Source organism: Acrocarpospora sp. B8E8, from assembly GCF_039871605.1.
Lineage (GTDB): Bacteria > Actinomycetota > Actinomycetes > Streptosporangiales > Streptosporangiaceae > Acrocarpospora > Acrocarpospora macrocephala.
Genome location: NZ_JBDPLV010000019.1, coordinates 131,418 through 152,069, shown reverse-complemented (window position 1 = coordinate 152,069; position 20,652 = coordinate 131,418). Strand labels below are relative to the sequence as shown.

Below are 20,652 nucleotides of genomic sequence, written 5' to 3'. Positions count from 1 at the left end.
TACCCCGAGCCCGAGGCCGGAGGCCGATGGGGCCGAGCGCGAGCGTCCCAAAGGGCGGGTGGGTGGGGGAACCACCCGGAAGTCCGGGAGGCAAAGCCCGGCCCGTGGCTTGGGTGCGGCGGGCCGGGTACGCGTGGTTAGCGCAATGTGCCGTTGGTCATTCCGGCGGGTTCCTCTGGGACCGTGATGAGGCCTAGTTCGGCGGGGGAGGCCATGAGGGGGTGGTGGGGGACCACTCGGACCGAGTAGCCGAAGGCGCCGGTGCGGTCTAGGGGGATGGTGCCGGTGAAGGGGGCTCGGCCGTCGTCGCCGGGGGGGCCGGCGGTGAGGGTGACGTAGGTGGGGTCGATCAGTTCGTCGTGGGGGCCTACGCGGCCGTAGCCGGACTGGACGTGGATGTCTTCCGGGGAGAGGTCGCCGAGGGCGATGGTGGCGGTGATTTCCATGGTGGCGCCTAGTTCGGGGGTGTCGCCGATGCCGGAGGTCTCCACGTGTTCGACGCGGATGCCGGGCCAGGCCTGGGAGACGCGGAGTTTCCAGGCGGCGAAGGATTTGGCGCCGTGGTAGTGGTCGGCGGAGAGGGTGCGGGCTGAGTCGGCGGCGGGGGCGTACAGCTCGATGACGTAGTCGCGGAGCATGCGGCCGGCCAGGACCTTGGGGCCGAGGGAGCTGAGGGTGTGCTTGACCATTTCCAGCCAGCGGCGCGGGAGGCCGTCGGCGGCGCGGTCGTAGAAGCGGTCGGCGACCTCGCGTTCGATGAGGTCGTAGAGGGCGGCGGCTTCGAGTTCGTCGCGGCGGTCGGGGTCGGTGACGCCGTCGGCGGTGGGGATGGCCCAGCCGTTGGTGCCGTCATACCACTCGTCCCACCAGCCGTCGCGGATGGAGAGGTTGAGGCCGCCGTTGAGGGCAGCCTTCATGCCGGAGGTGCCGCAGGCTTCGAGCGGGCGCAGCGGGTTGTTCATCCACACGTCGCAGCCCTGGACGAGCAGCTGGCCGAGGGCCATGTCGTAATCGGGCAGGAAGACGATGCGATGCCGCACATCCTCCATGTCAGCGAATTTCACGATCTGCTGGATGAGCTTCTTGCCGCCCTCGTCGGCGGGGTGCGCCTTGCCGGCGATCAGGATCTGCACCGGCTTCTCGGGATCGAGCAGCAGGTCCCGCAGCCGGTCGGGGTCGCTGAGCATGAGCGTGAGCCGCTTGTAGGACGGCACCCGCCGCGCGAACCCGATGGTCAGCACGCCGGGATCGAGCGCCTCGTCGGTCCAGCCGAGCTCGGCTTCCGACGCGCCACGCTCCCGCCAGGACCGCCGCAGCCGCTTGCGCGCGTCCTCGACCAGCCGGCCCCTGAGCTGGCCGCGAATGGTCCAGATATCGCCCTCGGACAGCTTCTGCACGCTGTCCCAGCCCTGCGTGCGATCGACCAGCGTCGGCAGTTCCTTCCCGGCGAGCTCCATCACCTCGCGCCCCACCCAGGTCGGCGCGTGCACGCCGTTGGTGATCGACCCGATCGGCACCTCGGAGAGGTCGAACCCGGGCCACAACCCCTGAAACATCTCCCGGCTGACCTCGCCGTGCAGCACCGACACGCCGTTGACCCGCTGCGCCAGCCGCATGCCCATGACGGCCATGTTGAAGACGGCCTTCTCGCCGTCCCCGTCCGCCGCCTCGGGCTCGGCCCCGAGCTCCAGGATGCGATCGACGTCCACGGTCGGCCAGGCGTTGTCGCCGCCGAACTGCCGCCCGATCATCTCCGCCGGGAACCGGTCGATCCCGGCCGGCACGGGGGTGTGGGTGGTGAACACCGTGCCCGCCCGCACCGCCTCCAGGGCTTCGTCGAAGGACAGCCGCGCCTCGGTGAGCTCGCGGATGCGCTCAAGCCCGAGGAAGCCCGCGTGGCCCTCGTTGGTGTGGAAGACCTCGGGTTCGGCGTGGCCGGTGATCCTGCAGTACGCGCGCAGCGCCCGTACGCCGCCGATGCCGAGCAGCAGCTCCTGCATGAGGCGGTGGTCGCCGCCGCCGCCGTAGAGGCGGTCGGTGACGTCGCGGGCGGCGGTGTCGTTGTCGGCGACGTCGGAGTCGAGCAGCAGCAGCGGGATGCGCCCGACCTGGGCCACCCAGATCTGGGCGTGCAGGGTGCGCCCGCCGGGCAGGCCGATCCGGATCCGGGACGGCGTGCCGTCCTCCTCCTTCAGCAGCGACAGCGGCAGGCCGCCGGGGTCCAGCGACGGGTAGTGCTCCTGCTGCCAGCCCTCCGGCGACAGCGACTGGGAGAAGTAGCCGTGCCGGTAGAGCAGGCCGACCCCCAGGATCGGCACGCCCAGGTCGCTGGCGGCTTTCAGATGGTCTCCGGCGAGGATGCCCAGGCCGCCGGAATATTGCGGGAGCGCGGCGGCGATGCCGTACTCGGGGGAGAAATAGCCGATGGCGGCGGGGCCGCTGGGGAGGGTCTGGTACCACCGCGGGGCGGTCATGTATTCCCGGAGGTCGTCGGCGGCGTCGGCCAGGCGACGCAGGAAGCGGCGATCGCGGGCGAGTTCGCGCAGCCGGTCGGCGGCCACGGCGCCGAGCAAAGCCACCGGATCGTGGCCGACGCGCTCCCACACGTCGGGGTCCACGTCGGCGAACAGGTCCATCGTCTCCGGGTGCCACGACCAGCGGAGATTCTGGACCAGCTCACCGAGCGGGGCGAGTTCGGCCGGAAGGACGGTACGGACGGTGAACCTGCGAATAGCTCTCACGTGGCCAGACCCTAGGGGATGTGAGGGGGTGGAGGAGCACATACAGCTCTCACCATTGCCCTACGGACTCAAACATCACAGATCCGCAGTCCCGCCCGTGATTCCGCTGCCCGTCCACGGCTCGGCGGAAGGAGATGGAGTTGACCCGCGCCATGCTCTTTCATATCCATGGGTAAACATGGAGCATTGGGGCAACTCCTGTATGAGCCACCGGCCCGCTCGGCGGGTCGTGGTTCGTGCTGCCCGACTCCGAGTAAAGATCGATCCTGCCCCGTGAACTCCGGCGGCACCGGGTGTGCCGTCGCTACGTTGAGAAACGATGATCGGAAGAATCCCAATCCAGGACATCCACCCTGTCGTCGACTGCGGGAAGCGTCCCGCGAAGGCGGCCGCAGGGGAAACCTTCGAGATCAGCGCCACCGTGTTCCGGGAGGGACACGACGCGGTCGCCGCGGGGGTCGTGCTGATCGACCCCCAGGGCGTGGCCGGGCGGCTGCAGCCCATGCGCGAGCTCGCGCCGGGCACCGATCGGTGGGGGGTGAGCGTGACCCTGCCCTCGGAAGGGTTGTGGTCCTTCCGGGTGGAGGCGTGGAGCGACCCGGTGGCGACCTGGCTGCACGACGCCGGGATCAAGATCCCCCGCGGGCTCGACGCCGACCTGATGTGCGAGGAGGGCGCCCGCCTGTTCGAGCGCGCCGCCAAGGCGGTGCGGGCCGGTGACTGCCTGCCGGGCGCGAAACGGCTGGTGAAGGCGAGCGATCGGGCGCTGCTCCAGGCGGAGCTGCGGATGTGCGGGCACCGGGCCGCGCTACTGGCGCTGGCCGCGCGGTTGCGGGACGACGAGGTGGATCCGCGGGCCAGGTTCGCGGTGGCGCAGCTGCCGGAGACGCTGGCGCTGGTCGCCGCGCATCCGCTGCGTGACCTGGTCACGAAGGCGACGCCGGCGCGGATCCGGGTGGACCGGCGGCGGGCGCTGTTCGGCTCCTGGTATGAGTTCTTCCCCCGCTCGGAGGGGGCGGTGATCGAGGACGGCGTGCCTGTCTCCGGCACGTTCGCCACCGCCGTCAAGCGTTTGCCCGCGGTCGCCCAGATGGGCTTCGACGTGGTCTACCTGCCGCCGATCCACCCGATCGGGGTGGCGTTCCGCAAGGGGCGCAACAACACGCTGACCCCGGAGCCGTTCGATCCGGGTTCGCCGTGGGCGATCGGCGGGGAAGAGGGCGGGCACGACGCGATTCATCCGGATCTGGGGACGATCGAGGACTTTGACGCCTTTGTCGCGCGAACCCGCGAGCTGGGCATGGAGGTCGCGCTCGATCTGGCGTTGCAGTGCTCGCCGGACCATCCGTGGGTGAAGGAACATCCGGAGTGGTTCAACATCCGGGCCGACGGGTCCATCGCGTACGCCGAGAATCCGCCCAAGAAATACCAGGACATCTACCCGCTCAACTTCGACAAGGATCCGGCCGGGATCTACGCCGAGGTCAAGCGGGTGGTGCTGCACTGGATGGAGCACGGCGTACGGATCTTCCGGGTGGACAACCCCCACACCAAGCCGGTGGCGTTCTGGGAGCGGCTGCTGGCCGACATCAGGACCGACGACCCGGACGTGCTGTTCCTGTCGGAGGCGTTCACGCGTCCGGCCATGATGCGCGCGCTGGCGAAGGTCGGGTTCCACCAGTCGTACACGTACTACACCTGGAAGAACTCGCGGGCCGAGCTGGAGGAGTATCTCTCGGAGCTGGCCCACGAAACGGGACATTTTTTGCGCCCGAATCTGTTCGTCAACACTCCCGACATCTTGCATGAGTACCTTCAAAACGGTGGCATACCCGCCTTCAAGATCCGCGCGGTGCTGGCCGCGCTGACGGCGCCGACCTGGGGGGTGTACGCGGGATATGAACTGGGCGAGAACGTCGCGGTCCGGCCGGGCAGCGAGGAGTACCTGGACAGTGAGAAGTACCAGTACCGGCCGAGGGACTGGGCGGCGGCCGAACGGGAGGGGCGGAGCCTCGCTCCGCTCATCACGCATCTCAATTTGTTCAGAAGAGCACACCCGGCGCTCCAGGAATTGCGTAATCTACGGTTTCACAACTGCGATCAGCCGGATGTGATCTGCTTCTCGAAGCGGCTCCCCGGCGCCTACGACACGGCCACACGACGGCACGCCCTAGGCGACGTCGTTCTGGCTGTCGTCAACCTGGATCCGCACCACACCCATGAGGGCATCGTCCATCTGGACCTGCCGGCCCTCGGTCTCGACTGGCATGCCGAGTTCGTCGTGGACGACGAGCTGTCGGGCGAGTCGTACCGCTGGCGGCAGTCCAATTACGTGCGCCTCGATCCACATCTCAATCCCGCACACGTCTTCACGCTGCGTCACGGGTCAGCGCACCGCCCGTGAGGACAGCCCTTGCACAACCGGGGAGTACAACGGTGAGCCTTACGCCGATTCAGCATCAGCCCATCCCGAACACCTTCACGCACGACAAACCCCGCGATCAGTACTGGTACAAGCGGGCGGTGTTCTATGAAGTGCTGATCCGAGGCTTCGCCGACTCCAACGGGGACGGCACGGGCGACATTCGCGGCCTGATCGAAAAGCTCGACTACTTCCAGTGGCTCGGGATCGACTGCCTCTGGCTGCTCCCGCTCTACGAATCCCCCCTCCGAGACGGCGGATACGACATCGCCGACTTTATGAAGATTTTGCCCGAATTTGGGGATCTCGGGGACTTCGTGAGGCTGGTCGAGGAAGCCCACAAACGCGGCATCCGGGTCATCGCCGACCTGGTCATGAACCACACCAGCGACCAGCACCCGTGGTTCCAGGCCTCCCGGCGTGACCCGGCCGGACCGTACGGCGACTTCTACGTCTGGCACGACAACGACGAGAAGTACAAGGACGCCCGGATCATCTTCATCGACACCGAGACGTCCAACTGGACCCACGACCCGGTCCGCGGTCAGTACTACTGGCACCGCTTCTTCAGCCACCAGCCGGACCTCAACTACGAGAACCCGGACGTGCAGGAGGCGATGCTGGAGGTGCTGCGGTTCTGGCTGGACCTCGGCATCGACGGGTTCCGGATGGACGCCATCCCCTACCTGTTCGAGCAGGAGGGCACCAACTGCGAGAACCTGCCCAGGACGCACGAATACCTCAAGCGGGTCCGCGCCGAGGTGGACCGCCTCTATCCCGACCGGGTGCTCCTGGCGGAGGCCAACCAGTGGCCGGCCGACGTGGTCGAATACTTCGGCGACCCGGTCACCGGCGGGGACGAGTGCCACATGGCGTTCCATTTCCCGCTGATGCCGCGCATCTTCATGGCCGTACGGCGGGAGTCGCGTTACCCGATCTCGGAGATCATGGCGCAGACCCCGAAGATCCCGGAGAACTGCCAGTGGGGCATCTTCCTCCGCAACCACGACGAGCTCACCCTCGAAATGGTCACCGACGAAGAGCGCGACTACATGTACTCCGAGTACGCCAAGGACCCCCGGATGCGCGCAAACGTGGGCATCCGCCGCCGCCTGGCCCCCCTGCTGGAGAACGACAGGAACCAGATCGAGCTCTTCACGGCGCTCCTTTTGTCCCTTCCGGGTTCACCGGTGCTCTATTACGGGGACGAAATCGGGATGGGGGACAACATCTGGCTGGGCGATCGCGACGGAGTCCGTACGCCCATGCAGTGGACGCCCGACCGGAACGCGGGCTTCTCCACCTGCGACCCGGGCCGGCTCTACCTGCCGCCGGTGATGGACCCGATCTACGGCTACCAGGCGATCAACGTCGAGGCGCAGCAAAAGAGCTCGGGCTCGCTGCTGCACTGGACCAAGCGGATGATCGACATCCGCAAGCGGCACCCGGTGTTCGGCCTCGGCGAGTTCATCGAGCTCAACTCCTCCAACCCGAGCGTGCTGGCCTTCGTCCGGGAGCTGGGCGACGACCGGGTGCTCTGCGTCAACAACCTGTCCCGCTTCCCGCAGCCGGTCGAACTGGACCTGCGGCGCTTCGAGGGTGCGGAGCCGGTGGAGACCATGGGGGGCGTTCCCTTCCCCCGAATTGGTGAACTTCCGTATCTTTTGACGCTTCCGGGGCATGGTTTCTACTGGTTCACCATCCCACCGGTGTCACGGGAGGACTAATAACGTGCTGACCGAGCTCCTTACCGGCTGGATCGCTACTCAACGCTGGTTCGCCGGTAAGGGGCGCCCGATCGACGAGCTGTCGATCGAGTCGAGCACCCAGCTCGCGGCCGACGACCCGATCCTCGCCCATCTGATCATCTCGGTACGGCAGGGCGATCGGGTCACCCGCTACCAGCTGCTGCTGGGGCTGCGGGACGAGATTCCGGACCGGCTCAGGCACGCGATGATCGGGCGGACCGAATGGGGCGGCCGTGATCGTTACGCGTTCGACGCGGCGCACGACGCCGGCCTGACCGGCTGGCTGCTGACCGGCATGGACGTGAACCTGAGGGTCGATCCGCTGGCCTTCCACCGGGTTCCCGGGGTCGAGATCGACACGACACAGCGCAGCCTGGTGATGACGGCCGAGCAGTCCAACACCTCGATCGTGTACGGCGACAAGTACATCCTCAAGCAGTTCCGCGCGCTGATCCCGGGGGTCAATCCGGAGCTGGAGATCGTGACCGCGCTGGCGGCGCAGGGGTCCTCGCATGTGGCGAAGCCGTACGGGTGGATCGAGACCACGCTGGACGGGGAGACGACCACGCTGGCGATCATGCAGGAGTTCCTGTCCAACTCCAGCGAGGGCTGGGCGATGGCGCTGACCAGCGTGCGCGATCTTTACGCGCAGCCCAGGGACGTGTCGGCGGCCGACGCCGGCGGGGACTTCGCGGCCGAGGCGCGGCGGCTGGGCACGGCGACCGCGCAGGTGCACCGTGATCTGGCCCGGGCCTTTCCGACCGCGGTGATCGAGCCGCCCGAGGTCAAGCGCATGACGGAGCGGTTCAGGCGGCGGCTGGATCGGGCCATCGCGGAGGTGCCGCAACTGGACGCGCACGCGGAGGTGGCGCATGCGGCCTATGACCGGCTGGCGGACATCGACCGGCCGGTGGCCGTGCAGCGGGTGCACGGGGATTACCACCTCGGGCAGGTGATGCGGACGGCGGCCGACTGGGTGGTGCTCGACTTCGAGGGCGAGCCCGGGCAGCCGCTGGCCGAGCGGCGGGCGCTGGACTCGCCGCTGCGGGATGTGGCGGGCATGCTGCGCTCGATCGAGTACGCGGCCCGGCATCTGCTGGCCGACCATCCGGACGCGGCCTCGCTGGTGTCCCGGGCGCAGGAGTGGTCGGCGCGCAACCGCGCCGCCTTCCTGGCCGGTTACACCGAAGCCGGGGGCAACATCACGGGCGCGGACGCCGTGCTGCTGCACGCCTTGAAGCTCTCCAAGGCTGTGTACGAAGTCGTCTACGAGGCACGTAACCGACCCACGTGGCTGCCGATCCCGTTGGCCGCCTTCCAGGAATAACAGATCCCGAAATATCCGGCGGCCTTACTCGGGACGTCCTCCGCAGACGCCCATCTCGCGGCCCAATGTCTCGCGGATATCCCTCCCAGAGATATCCCACGCAGGGATAGTCAGCGGAACCGGCGTCAATGGGCGGATCTCCGTGCAGACCACCTCCCGGGGATCCCTCCCAGGGATAGTCAGCGGATGGTCCACTGACCGGGAAGGATCAGCGGGCCGCCGAAGGCGGGCAGGCCGAGTTCGGCCGCCAGAGCCGACATCGGGCCCCATGCCTCCAGGCGAATCCTGGTCAGCGCGGCGGCCTTGTCCTCGCTGGACTCCGCCGGGCGCAGCCGTTCCAGCGGATTCAGCCGCGGATAGGAGCGAACGGGGGCGTCGACCGGCAGCCCGGCGCGCTTGCGGGCCAGCGTCAGCGCGTCCTCAAGACCGCCGAGCTCGTCGACCAGGCCGTTCTCCCGCGCGTCCGCGCCGGTCCAGACCCGGCCACGGGCCAGCTCGTGCGCCCGTTCCCGGCCCAGATTCCGCCCTTCGGCCACTTTGCCGACGAAGTCATCGTAAATCCGGTCCAGCCAGGCGTTGACCCGTCCCCACTGGGCCTCCGAGAACCCCCGGGTGAGCGAGAACATCCCGGCGTTGGCGCCCTCGGTGATCGTCTCCGACACCACGCCGACCCGGTTGAGCAGCTCCCCCAGCACCGGCTTGCCGCCGAAGACCCCGATCGAGCCGGTCAGCGTACCCGGCTGAGCCATGATCACGTCGGCGGCCATGGCCACGAAGTACCCACCCGACGCGGCCACGTCGCCCATCGAGACGATCACCGATTTCCCGGCCTTGCGGGCCAGCACGACCTCCCGCCAGATCGTGTCGGAGGCCACGTACGACCCCCCGGGGCTGTCCACCCGGAACACGATCGCGCGGACCTTGTCGTCGCGGCGCGCGGAGCGCAGCGCGGCGGCGATGGTGTCGGAGCCCATCGCGCTGCCGCCGCCCAGCGGGGAGCGCCCGCTGCGGCCCATCCGGATCGGCCCCTCACCCTGGACCAGCGCCACCACGTCCTCCCCCGGATGCGGCAACTTCCGGGGCCCGCCGAGCTTGGCATACCGCGCCACATACTGGAGATGAGCGCCCTCGGGCACGACCTCGGCATAGACCTCGTCACGATATTTCAGGCCATCGATCAGCCCGGCCTCCAGCGCCTCCGCGCCGATGAAAGGCCCCTCGTCGATCAGCTCGCGCACCCGGACCGGCTCCAGCCGCCGCGACTCCGCGATCCCCGCCACGATCTGCTCGGTCACCGACTCCGCGATCCGAGACGCCGACTCACGATGCGCGTCGGTCATGTGATCCTGGGTGTACATGTTGGCCGCGGTCTTGTACTCGTGCCGCTGCCCGACCTGATACTCCACGCTCAGCTTGGCCAGCGCGTCCTTCACGAACCGCTGCTCCAGCGCGATCCCGGTCAGGCCCACGTCGCCGGACGGCTGCAGGTAGACCCGCTCGAACGCGCTGCCCAGGTAGTAGGGCACGGTTCCGGTGCCGAACTCGCCGAACGTCTCCGCATACGCGACGGTCAGCTTCCCGGCGGCCCGCAGCTTCACGACCGCGCCGCGCAACTCCTGCACCATGCCGAGCCCCAGCGGGCCACCGCCGATCTTCACGATCAGCGCCTTGACCCGCGGATCCTTGCGGGCCCGGCGCAGCCCCGCGAGCACGTCGGCCAGGCGCGGCTTGCGCATGGTCAGCAGCGCGCCCAGCGGATCGGCGGGCGGACCCTCCGTCAGCCCTTCCGTCAGGTCCAGCTCAAGGACCAGGGGCCCCGTGCGGCGCTGCCGCATCCGCCCAACGGTCTCCACGATCGTCCTCGTCGCGTCCATACCCGCCACCCTAAGCGACCCCGACGACAATGCGGCGGCCCTCACGAGGGCCGCCGCACTGCTCAGCGGGCCGAGACGGTTCCGGCGCTGTTGATCATCATGAGCTTCAGCTGACTACCGTCCATATACGTCTGCGCGGGCGTCAGGTACCCGTCGCTGGACGTGGCGGTGGACCGGTTGAACCTCTGCTGGAAGTGCGGAATGTAGCCGACCTCGGTGCGGAAGCTGGTCAGCGACGCGGTGCCCTCGTTCCAGTGGTACATGTTGGTCTGCCACTTCGGGTAGTAGTAGCCGGGCACGTCCGGCTCACCGGCGTCGCGGGTCGGCGAGACGAGCCAGTCGTCCACCCCGTCCCCGTCGACGTCGGCGATATCCCAGAGGAACAGGTCCTTGATGGCGTACCGATCAGTGGTGGCTCCCGGGTCCGAGATGTGCAGGTACCAGCGCCCTCCGGTGTAGACGTTGTACGCGATCCGCGACGTGCCGCCGGTGCGCACGATGGGATTCGCCGGATACGACACCCGGTTCTCGTACTTGTTGCCGTCGCTGTTGTCGTGCGCGTACGAGTAGAACCGGTCATCGACGGTGTTCGAGCCGAGGTCGTAGACCGAGACGTGCCGCTCGATGCCACCCCACGGGTCGCGGGTCATGGTGCCGGAGAGCCGGTCCAGATAGAGGGAGTAGTTGCTGGTCCCGGCGACCAGCACCACCTTGCTGGAGTTGCCGGGGTCGACCGCGACGACACCGTAGTTGCGCCCGCCGATGTCGGTGCGCCCACCGGTGAGGTAGGGCCGGTCGGCCACGAGCTGGCTCGCGCTCAACGGGCCGACCGCGTACTGCGCGACCCGGCCCGAGGTCCAGAACACCAGCCGTTGCTGACCCGACACGTTGACGATGAGCCCGTTGGCCGCGTGCGAGTTGGTGATGTACTTGGTGCCCGTCGGATACGTGTTGGCCAGGGCGTTGGTGTAGGTGGCGTCGTACGACGACGTGGACGGGAAGTAGAGCGCCCCGTCGGTGGTGAACGAGCTGCCGTTGAAGCCGAAGAACCACGAGGTGCTCGCGTAGTACGGAGAAACCGCGATCTTGTTCGTGGGACCCCACAGCACGCCGTTCTCGGTCCACTGATGGGTCGGATAGATCGTGCTGCCGAAGTTCCAGCAGATGTCCGTGAGCGGGGAGAGCGGCGTCTGCCGGGTTCCGGTCTGTCCGCTGTAGAAGTACAGCGTGGTGGTGACGACCGGGGTGGTGCCACAGGTGGTGCCCGTGGACGCGGACACCACGACGAAGACGTCGGGCCAGCCGTCGGCGTCGTAGTCGAAGCCGCCGTAGGGTCCGTACCCGGTGGTGCCGGCGGTCCAGAGCTGCGTGCCGGACTGGTCGACGGCGCGCAGGGTGCCGCCGGTGAGCTGGAAGCCGACGGCGCTGACGGTCGCGCTGCCGGTCACGGTGTAGACCGGCAGCACGACACCGCCGGAGAGGGTGATGACGTTGCCCACGGCGGGCGGATTCGCGGCTGCGGGTGCCACGCCGACCAGGCCGACAGCCGTGGTCATCAGCAGGCACATCGCTAATCGGGAGACGAGTCGGTTCACACGGACTCCTTGCTGGGTTATGGAACGGTCTCCAAGGCGTCCAGCACCCGCATGGCCGGCAGCACGTCTGCCACCGTGCAACGCGGGGCGCGGCCCTCGGCGACGGCGGCGAGGAAATCAGCGTCCTGTGCCTCGATCGCCGCGTCCTGGGTGGCCGCGACGCCGGGCGAGTCGACGATCACGCCGTCGGGCCCGTACAGGCGGCCGTCTCTGATGTGCAGGGTCTGGTCTTCGGCGATCAGGAGGTAGTCGCTGACCGGCTCCCGGGAGTGGTAGGAGAGCGAGAGCGTGGCCAGGTCGCCGGCCGGGGTGGCCAGCACCGCGCCGACATCCATCGGGCTGCCGCTCCCCGTCCAGGCCGGCCCGCGCCGGCCGTGCACGCTGACCTCGGGTGCGTCGAGCAGCCACAGCGCCGCGTCGACGAGATGCGCGCCATGGTGCCAGAGCACGCTGTCGGTCCAGTCCCGGGCCTTGCCGGTCCAGCCCACGTTGCTCTGCCGCAACTGCAGCGAGCGTGCCACGACGTGGCGTAGCCGCAACTCGCCGCGCTCGACGCGGGCCCGCACCTCCAGATGCGGCGCCCAGAACCGCAACGTGTGGCCCATCGCGACCGACCGTCCGGTCTCCGCGGCGGTACGCGCCACCAGTTCGGCCTCGGCCAGCGACACCCCGGCCGGGATCTCGCACAGCACATCGCGCCCGGCCCGCAGCGCGGCGACGGTGAGCGAGGCGTGCACGGGGCTGGGCGCGGCGACCACGACCGCGCTCACCTCGTCATCGGCGAGCAGCGCCGCGGTGTCCCCGTAGGCGCGTGGAATGTCGTGCTCGGCGGCGAACGCGGCGTTCTCCGCGGGCTTCGGCCCGGCCACCGCGACGATCCGGCCACCGGCCGCGCGGATCGCCCGGGCATGGCAGGCGCCGATCGCGCCCGGCCCGAGAATGCCGATGCCCGTAGCGTTCATGGAGTCCCTCCGAAGATCGTGTCGGCGCTGCGGCCCAGCACCCAGGCCTGGTCCTCGTCGCCGAGGAACGGCATGTGGCCGGTGACATGGTCGACGGCCGCGGCATAGTCGGCGTCGGTGCCGCCCGCCCGGTTCCAGTCCCCGCTCCACATGAGCCGGTCCGCCCCGAAAGCCGCCAGGGACATCCGCAGGTACGGCTCCGCGTCCGGATAGGGGTACGGGGTGCCGGCGTTGAGGAAGAAGCCCGACCACGAGGTGGAGGTGTTCGGGCGCTCGGCCAGCCTGAGGAACCGCCGGAATCCGCGATACGGCGGGGGATCGTCGGCCAGCTTCAGCCAGCCGAGATGCTCGAGCCTGAAGTGCACGCCCGGGTGCCGGTCGACGATATCCAGAAACGCGTCGCCGGTGACGTCGGCGAACGGCCCGGTGACGCTGGCGACCAGCCGATGCGTGTCCATCGCCCGCCACACGCCGGATGGCGTGCCGCCGGCCGGGAGCCGTACCCCCCTCAGCACGCTGCGCTCGCCGATCTCATCGACGTGCCGCGGCGCGCGAGAATCCTGGGGGTCCACCAGAGCGACTCCGGCGAACAGGTCGGGGCGCTCGCGCACGCAGCGCTCGAGGTACTCGTTGTCGGGGTTCCCCAGATGCTGGACGAGGACGGCGCGGGCGATCCCGTGCGTCTTCATGGCCTCGAGATAGTCGGCGATCGGCCGGTACTTGGTGAGTCCCACGTGCACGTGACAGTCGACGATCACGCGGTCAGGCCCCGGCACGGCCGCCCGCCAACCGCGCGCAGGCCGCTGTGAACTGCGCGGACGTGGCGGTGTATCCCACGTTGGACTCGATGTACCGGATCGCCAGCAGGTTGGCCAGCTCGCCCTCGCGCGTCTCCGGATACTCGAAGGTCCGCACGCAGTCGCGCAGGACCACCACCCGGTAGCCCCGGTACATCGCCTCGGTGACCGTGTTGCCGAGGCAGATCCGGCTGTCGAAGCCGACCACCACCAGGTCCCGGATGTCGCGCGCCCGCAGCGTGGAGTCCAGCGTGGTCTCGTAGAAGCCGCTGTACATCTGCTTGCGGATCAGCGGTTCGCCGTCACCGGGCGCGATCACCTTGGAGAAGGCCAGGATGTCGTTGGGTTCCCGCCACGCCTCCAGAACGTCCACGTCGCAGGTGCGCATGGACAGGTTGCGCCACTCGGTGCGCTCCGTGAGGCCGGGCGAGAGATGGTTGGTGAGGTAGACGACCGGCAGGCCGGCCTGTCGCGCGGCCTCCCTGGCCGGCACGATGTGCTCCCGGACGATCTCCTTCACGACGGGGTCGGGGGCGTAGATGCCGGTGAGGTCGGGATGCTCCTCCTCGTCGTCGAAGCCCCGGCCGTAGGCGTCCACGATGAGGAATCCGGTCCGCGCCGGGTCGAGCTCCAGCGCTTCCTCCGCGTGGCCGAGCGGGTTGTCGAACGACGGGTACATCCGGTAGTACCGGCCGGTCAGGGTCAGCGTCATCGTTGTCCTTCACTGGGGAGGGCCGGCTGGGTCTGGGTGATGAGGGCCTGCGTTCCCCGGTCTCCGCCTAGCGCGTCGATTACCGCCTGGCACAGCTCGCGGACCAGGCTGGTGCCAGGCAGCCGGCGGGCGTCGCCGACCTCATCGAGGGCCAGCCCGAGGTCCTTGGCCAGGTGCGCCACCTTGAATCCGGGCTCCAGGTCGCCGTCGCTCAGCCGGGGCCAGGCGAAGTCGAGCAGCGGCGAGCCCGCCACCCCGACCCGTACCGACTCGTGCACCCGTGCCGGATCGAGCCCCGCCGCCTCGGCGACGGCGTAGGCCTCGCAGATGCCGAGCGTCACGTTCGCCACGAGCGCCTGGTTGACCAGCTTCGCGGCCTGCCCGGCACCGGCGGGGCCGTGGTGCACGACGGTCGAGCCGAGCACCTCGAAGACCGGCCGGACGCGCTCGAACGCGTCGGCGGCACCGCCCACGAAGACGGAGAGCGCGCCGCTTTGGGCTCCGGCGGGTCCGCCACTGACCGGAGCGTCCAGCACCGAACCTCCGGTGATGTCGGCCAGCCGCCGGGCCAGCGCGGGCGACGACGTCGACATGTCCACCGCGATGGTGCCGGGCGAGGCGTTCGCGAGGATGCCGTCCGGACCCAAGTAGGCCGCCTCGACGTCGGCGGGAAACGGCAGCATAGTGATGACCACGTCGCGATCCCGGGCCGCCGCCGCGATCGAGCCGGCCCAGCCCGCGCCCAGGGCCAGCAGCGGTTCCGCCCTGGCCGGGGTCCGGTTGTGCACGGTCACCTGGTGCCCGGCCGCGACCAGCCGCGCCACCATCGGCGCGCCCATCAGGCCCGTGCCGATCCAGCCGATCCTCATGCGTGCCCTCCCGAAGGTTGCCCGGCCAGATTCGCCGCGAGCGGGGGCGACGACTCGGCGAAATGGCAGGCGGCCATGCCGCCACCGGCCGCCGGGCGCAGCCGCGGGCGCTCCTCGCGGCAGCGCGCCGGCTGGCCCAGTTCCCGCCACAGGGGACATCTGGGCGCGAAATGACAGCCCGCCGTGACCGGCCCGGAGTCCGATATCTCGCCCTTGATCACCGTGCGGGTGAAGCCGCCACCCGGCCGGAACACCGGTATCGAACCGATCAACGCCCGCGTGTACGGGTGCACCGGGTTCTCCAGCAGCGTGCGCCGTGGACCGATCTCCACCAGCCGGCCGAGGTACAACACCGCGATCCGCTCGCACAGGAAGTACACAGCGCGCAGATCGTGGCTGATGAACAGCATGGCCAGGCCAAGTTCCCGGCGGAGTTCGGCGAACAGGTTGAGCACCTGCGCCTGCACCGAGACATCCAGCCCGGAGACCGGTTCGTCGGCCACCACCAGAGCGGGCTGAACGGAGAGCGCCCGGGCGATGCCAAGACGCTGCCGCTGCCCACCGCTGAACTGCTGCGGATACCGGTCCAGCATCGCGGGCGTGAGGCCCACCTGGCGCAGAAGCGCGCCCATCCGCTCGTCCAGGTCCGCTCCGGCAGCGAGCCGATGGATCTGGTACGGATCGGACAGCACCGAACGAACCGTGCGCCGGGGATTGAAGGCGTTCTGCGTGTTCTGGAAGATCATCTGCACGTCCCGGCGGAACTCCAGCAATCGCCGCCCGGACAGCCCTCGCAGATCCTGCCCGCGCAGCTCGATCTGACCGGCGGTCGGTTCCTCCAACCGCACGATGAGCCGCCCGATCGTCGTCTTCCCCGAGCCGCTCTCCCCCACCAGGCCCAGCGTCTCGCCGGGAAACACGTCGAAGGACACGTCGTCGACCGCCCGGACCGTCGACCGCCCGGGCCCGAAACCGCGCTCCCGGAAGTCCTTCACCAGACCGCGCACCGACAGCAGCGGCTCCCCGGTCACCGGACCACCGCCTCGGCGACGGACTCGGTGAAGTGGCACCGGCTGCGCCGCTCGGAGGCGAGGTCGGCGAGGTCCGGGGCAAGCGAGGTGCACTTCTCCGGGTTGCCCAGCCGCTCGCGCAGCCAGCACCGTTCGGCGAAGCGGCACCCGGCCGGCCAGGCACGCGGATCGGGCGGCGCGCCCGGAATCGTGGTCAGCTGCTCGGGCGGATCGCCGCCCAGCGGCGGTATGGCGTCGAGCAATGCCCGGGTGTACGGGTGAGCCGGAGCGGTGCACACCTCGACCACGGGACCCGACTCCACGATCTGGCCGGCGTACATCACCAGGACCCGGTCGCAGATCTCCGCCACCGTGGTCATGTCGTGGGTGACGAACAGGATGCCGGTGCCCGACTGCTCGCGTACATCGAGCAGCAGGCGGAGGATCTGCGCCTGGATGGTGACGTCGAGCGCGGTGGTCGGCTCGTCGGCGATCAGCAGGTCCGGCCCGAGCTGGACCCCCATCGCCACGGCCACCCGTTGCTGCATCCCGCCGGACAGTTCGTGCGGATACCGCCGGACCTGGTGCTCAGGGCGCGGCAGCCCGACCCGCCGGAGGATGTCCAGGATCCGGGCCGGCCGCTCGGCCCGCGGCAGGTCGGGCAGGTGGGCGGCGAGCCCTTCGCCGACCTGGGCGCCGATCCGGGTCACCGGGTTCAGCGCGGCACCCGCGTCGGACGGGATGAGCGCCATCTGGCGGCCCCGCAACTGGGCCAGCTCCCGGAGGCTGAGCGTGCCCAGCTCGATGTCGCGCAGCCGCACCGAACCGGCCACGATCCGGCCCGGCCGGGGGACGAGCCCGAGCAAGGCCAGCATGGTCACGCTCTTGCCGCTGCCGGATTCGCCGACCATGCCGACGATCTCGCCGGCGCGCACGTCGAAGCCGACCCCGTCGACGGCCCGCGCCACGCTGCCGCGCAGCGAGAACTCCACGGCGAGATCCCGTACTTGGAGCACGACAGTGGCCATCAGCCGGTCCTCTTCGCGTCGAGCCGATCGCGGAGCGAATCGGAGAGCAGGTTCATGGCGAAGACCGCGAGCACGATGGGGACGCCCGCGACCAGCGCCAGCTCGGGATGCGCCAGGATGAACTCCCGGCTCTCCGCCAGGCGCGAGCCCCACGAGGCCTGCGGCGGCTGCACGCCCAGCCCGAGGAAGCCCAGCGCGGCCTCGTCGAGGATGGCGAAGCCGAGCAGCACCGTCGTCTGGACCAGCACCAGCGGGACCAGCCCGGTCAGGATGTCGGTCCGGATCACCCGCAGCCGGGACGCGCCGAGCACCCGGGCCGCGTCGACGTAGGGCCGGGACCGGATGCCCACCACCGCGGCTCTGATCAGCCGGGTGTAGAACGGCCAGTACGACAAGCCGAGCGCCAGGATGGTCGTGGTCAGCGAGGGGCCGAAGAGCCCGACCACGCCGATCGCCACCAGCAGCGACGGGATCGCGAAGAACAGGTCGACCACCCGGGTCACCACGAGATCCACCCAGCCGCCCAGGAACCCGGTCAGCACGCCCAGCGGAATGGCGACGGCCGTGGCCAGGGCCACCGCGCCGAGCGCGATCAACGCGGTCGCCCGCGCGCCGTGCGCGATCCGGCTCGCCACGTCCCGCCCGAGCTCGTCGGTGCCCAGCCAGTGTGCCGCGCTCGGACCGGCGAACCGGTTGCCGACATCGATGGCGTACGGATCCTTGCCGATCAGCCACGGGCCGATCGCGATGGTGAGCAACACCAGCAGTCCCAGGGTCGCGCCGACCACGGTGAGCAGCGGCGTCCGCCGCCGGCCCACCGCGCGGGGCTCGGTGACGAGAACTGCGGCCGGCGCGGTCATGTCGCCGCCTCAGCGGTGGAGAACACCTCGGCGGTCACGTCAGCCTGACCCTCGGGTCGAGGAGGCTCTGGGCTATCTCGCAGGCCAGGTTGACCGCGATGAACAGGCCGCCGTAGATGAGCAGTAACGCCTCCACCATCGCGTAGTCCCGCTCGGTCACCGCACCGGTGACCAGGCGACCGGTGCCGGGCCAGTTGAACAGCGCCTCCACCACGATCGAGCCGGCCATCAGCGAGGCGACCGTCAGCCCCAGCGCGGCGACGAGCGAGGGCAGGGCGTTGCGCAGCACGTATCCGACGGAAATCTTCCGCGGCGCCAGGCCCTTCGCGCGGGCGAACGGCACGAACGGCTCCTGGGCCGTCTCCAGCACCGCGGATCGGGTCAACCGGGCCAGGTACGGACTGATCGCCAGCCCGAGCGTCAGCGCCGGCAGTAGCGTCAGCCGAAGGCTCTGCGCCGGATCGTCGGCGAAGGGCACGTATCCCTGGGACGGCACCAGGTTCAGCTTCAACGAGAAGAAGAGCATCAGCAGGGTGCCCAGGAAGAACGCCGGCACCGCGAGCCCGAACAGGGTCGCCGACGTGATCAGCGAGTCCAGCCGGGAGCCCGGGCGCGTTCCGGCGGCCACCCCCGCCGGGATGGCGATCAACAGGGACACCACCAGCCCGGCGCCCGCCAGCTGGAGCGTGGCCGGGATCCGGTCGACGATGATCGTGCTGATCGGCAGCTGGGAACGGAAGGAGACCCCGAAGTCCCCGCGCATCACCCCGGCGAGCCAGTCGCCGTACTGGCCGAGCAGGGGGCGGTCCAGACCGAACTGCTCGCGCAGCTGGGCCACGACGGTGGGATTGCTGTTCACGCCGAGCATCGCGGTGACCGGATCGCCGGGAATCAGCCTGACGTAGACGAACGAGAGCACGGACAGCCCGAAGAGCAGAGGCACCGCGAGCAGGATTCTGCCCAGTGCGTACCGGAGCATCGCCCACCTTCCTTTCCCAGGATCGGTGGTGACCGGCGCTCCCGCCGATCACCACCGATTCAGTCAACCGCCGCGCCGGCACCGGTTCAGCCGACGCTGGCCCGCACCAGGCTGTAGGAGTCGTCGTCCAGCGGCGCGGTGAAGTTCTGCACCCGCTTGCTGACCGCGACCTGGGGCCATTGGTAGCCGACCACCAGCATCGGCACCTCGTCAGCCTGCCACTGCTCCAGTTCCTTGAAGATGGCGGTGGCATCTGCCGGGGTGCCCGCGCCTAGCGCCTGATCGATCTTGGCGTCCAGCGACTGATCGGCCAGGTGGGTGGTCAGCGAGGTGAGCGAACCGCCGGTGTGGAACCAGTTCTGGTAGAGGTCCGCGGCTCCGCTGGCGCCGGCGCCGCCGTGGTACATGGCGAACTTGCCCTTGGCCACGTCACCCCAGTACGCCGCCGGGTCGTACTTCTCCGGGGTCACCTGGATGCCGACGTCCTTCAGGTTCTGCTGCAGCACCTGGACGTGGCAGCCGGCGGCCGGCCAGTTGGACTCGTAGGGCACGGAGACCTTGAACGGGGTGCCGTCATCCACTCCGGCCACGCCCTTGGCGGTCCGGGTGCCCCCGGCGCCCTGCACCCAGCCGGCCGCGTCGAGCAGCGCGCCGGCCTTGCTGATCGCATCCGCCCGGCTCGACGTCTGATACGTGGAGATCTCTGTGTAGTTCGGATCCCACGGCCGCAGGATGTTGCCGTACGTGACCCCGCCGGTGCCCGACCAGCAGGCGGCCTGCCGGCCCTCGCGGTCCACCGCGAAGGCCACCGCCTGGCGGACCTTCTTGTCGGAGAACGGGGGCTTGGTCCGGTCCCAGCCCCAGAACAGGGGGGCGAGGGCGTCGGACTGGAGGACCTGCACCGTGCCGCCGCTCTTGAGGCGCTCGGCGTCGGTGTAACCGATGTTGGCGATGTCGCCGGAACCGCTCTCGATGGCGGCGGCATGCCCGGACGGGTCCTCCGAGAACGTGTACCGAATCTTGCTGATCTTCGGCGGCGTCGGGTAGTGCGGGTTGACGTCGAAGATCGCGCTGCCCTTCGGGACATAGGACGTGAGTTGCCACGGCCCGGAGGTGGCGGTCGGCAGGGTGAAGTAGCCCGGCTTCGCCTCCACCGCCTTCTTCGAGAGGATCGCCGCGCTGCCCGGCCGGCTGGCCGTCTCCGGGAAGATCCGCGACGGCGCGGAGAGAGCAAACCGGACCGTCTTCTGATCCACCGCCTCGACGCCGGTCAGCGTCGAGAGCAGGCCCTTCATCACCTCGCCGGTCTTCATCCGGTCGAAGGAGAACTTGACGTCCTCGGCGGTCACCGGGGTCCCGTCGCTGAAGGCGGCGTTGCTCTTGAGGGTGAACGTATAGGTCGTGTTGTCCGGCGAGGACTCCCACTTCTCCGCGAGCGCGCCGACGAGCTTGCCGTCGGCGTCGCGCTCGGTGAGGGTCTCGTACATCATCGCCATCGGGATACGCGAGGCATCGGCTGCGGCGATATTGGGATCGAGCCCTTGGCTCGGCTCGGGTTGCAACATGGTGATCTCGGTGATCGCGGTGCTCGGGGTGCTCGATGCACCGGGTTCCGAGCCGCCACAGCCGGCCAGCGCAGACACGCCGACCAGCACAAAGGCCCCGGTAAGCGCCGTTGTTCGCCGCATCCCGCCTCCTTAGGGTTCCACGTAACTAGCGCAGAGATTA

General features: G+C 69.4%; 15 protein-coding genes. 3 read left to right on the top strand and 12 right to left on the bottom strand.

Translation table 11 applies throughout. The annotated features are described in order from the left end of the window. Positions 1–137 precede the first annotated feature (137 nt). Positions 138–2,741: an alpha-glucan family phosphorylase gene (gene glgP / locus ABGB08_RS20585; RefSeq protein ID WP_347592597.1), complete on the bottom strand. Its 2,604-nt coding sequence runs from the start codon at positions 2,739–2,741 to the stop codon at positions 138–140. A gap of 319 nt (positions 2,742–3,060) precedes the next feature. On the opposite strand from glgP, the gene ABGB08_RS20580 reads away from it, so the two are divergent. The 3 genes from ABGB08_RS20580 to ABGB08_RS20570 are packed head-to-tail and all read left to right on the top strand — an operon-like array spanning position 3,061 to position 8,238. Further along, the gene (locus ABGB08_RS20580) at positions 3,061–5,145 is read left to right on the top strand and encodes an alpha-1,4-glucan--maltose-1-phosphate maltosyltransferase (RefSeq protein ID WP_347592595.1); all 2,085 of its coding nucleotides are present in this window, start codon (positions 3,061–3,063) and stop codon (positions 5,143–5,145) included. A gap of 32 nt (positions 5,146–5,177) precedes the next feature. After that, positions 5,178–6,890, top strand: coding sequence for a maltose alpha-D-glucosyltransferase (gene treS, locus ABGB08_RS20575; protein WP_347592593.1), 1,713 nt, complete (start codon positions 5,178–5,180; stop codon positions 6,888–6,890). A gap of 4 nt (positions 6,891–6,894) precedes the next feature. Further along, positions 6,895–8,238, top strand: a complete 1,344-nt coding sequence (locus tag ABGB08_RS20570; RefSeq protein WP_347592591.1) for an aminoglycoside phosphotransferase — start codon at positions 6,895–6,897, stop codon at positions 8,236–8,238. 179 nt (positions 8,239–8,417) lie between these two features. Here ABGB08_RS20570 and sppA read toward each other — a convergent pair whose 3' ends face one another. The 11 genes from sppA to ABGB08_RS20515 all read right to left on the bottom strand — a co-directional run bounded on the left by sppA (position 8,418) and on the right by ABGB08_RS20515 (position 20,612). After that, entirely contained in the window at positions 8,418–10,112 is a 1,695-nt protein-coding gene (gene sppA / locus ABGB08_RS20565) for a signal peptide peptidase SppA (RefSeq protein ID WP_347592589.1), read from the bottom strand. 62 nt (positions 10,113–10,174) lie between these two features. Then, on the bottom strand, positions 10,175–11,707 hold the full coding sequence (locus ABGB08_RS20560; RefSeq protein WP_347592587.1) for a hypothetical protein: 1,533 nt from the start codon (positions 11,705–11,707) through the stop codon (positions 10,175–10,177). A gap of 17 nt (positions 11,708–11,724) precedes the next feature. Continuing rightward, positions 11,725–12,669 (bottom strand): Gfo/Idh/MocA family oxidoreductase, encoded by a 945-nt coding sequence (locus ABGB08_RS20555; protein WP_347592585.1) that lies wholly within the window; start codon positions 12,667–12,669, stop codon positions 11,725–11,727. Then, positions 12,666–13,427, bottom strand: coding sequence for an amidohydrolase family protein (locus ABGB08_RS20550; RefSeq protein WP_347592583.1), 762 nt, complete (start codon positions 13,425–13,427; stop codon positions 12,666–12,668). The genes ABGB08_RS20555 and ABGB08_RS20550 overlap by 4 nt, the downstream gene beginning before the upstream one ends. Positions 13,428–13,431: 4 nt before the next feature. Then, positions 13,432–14,178 carry an isochorismatase family cysteine hydrolase gene (locus ABGB08_RS20545; RefSeq protein WP_347592581.1) on the bottom strand — a complete coding sequence of 249 codons (747 nt, stop codon included), beginning with the start codon at positions 14,176–14,178 and terminating at the stop codon, positions 13,432–13,434. After that, positions 14,175–15,047 (bottom strand): NAD(P)-dependent oxidoreductase, encoded by an 873-nt coding sequence (locus ABGB08_RS20540; protein ID WP_347592579.1) that lies wholly within the window; start codon positions 15,045–15,047, stop codon positions 14,175–14,177. The genes ABGB08_RS20545 and ABGB08_RS20540 overlap by 4 nt, the downstream gene beginning before the upstream one ends. Then, positions 15,044–16,078: an oligopeptide/dipeptide ABC transporter ATP-binding protein gene (locus ABGB08_RS20535; RefSeq protein ID WP_347592577.1), complete on the bottom strand. Its 1,035-nt coding sequence runs from the start codon at positions 16,076–16,078 to the stop codon at positions 15,044–15,046. The genes ABGB08_RS20540 and ABGB08_RS20535 overlap by 4 nt, the downstream gene beginning before the upstream one ends. Further along, positions 16,075–17,085: an ABC transporter ATP-binding protein gene (locus tag ABGB08_RS20530; RefSeq protein ID WP_347592575.1), complete on the bottom strand. Its 1,011-nt coding sequence runs from the start codon at positions 17,083–17,085 to the stop codon at positions 16,075–16,077. Before ABGB08_RS20530 ends, ABGB08_RS20535 begins: the two co-directional genes overlap by 4 nt. After that, positions 17,085–17,945, bottom strand: a complete 861-nt coding sequence (locus ABGB08_RS20525) for an ABC transporter permease (protein ID WP_347592573.1) — start codon at positions 17,943–17,945, stop codon at positions 17,085–17,087. The genes ABGB08_RS20530 and ABGB08_RS20525 overlap by 1 nt, the downstream gene beginning before the upstream one ends. Positions 17,946–17,979: 34 nt before the next feature. Then, the gene (locus ABGB08_RS20520; protein ID WP_347592571.1) at positions 17,980–18,924 is read right to left on the bottom strand and encodes an ABC transporter permease; all 945 of its coding nucleotides are present in this window, start codon (positions 18,922–18,924) and stop codon (positions 17,980–17,982) included. 86 nt (positions 18,925–19,010) lie between these two features. Beyond that, entirely contained in the window at positions 19,011–20,612 is a 1,602-nt protein-coding gene (locus ABGB08_RS20515) for an ABC transporter substrate-binding protein (protein ID WP_347592569.1), read from the bottom strand. Positions 20,613–20,652 lie beyond the last annotated feature (40 nt).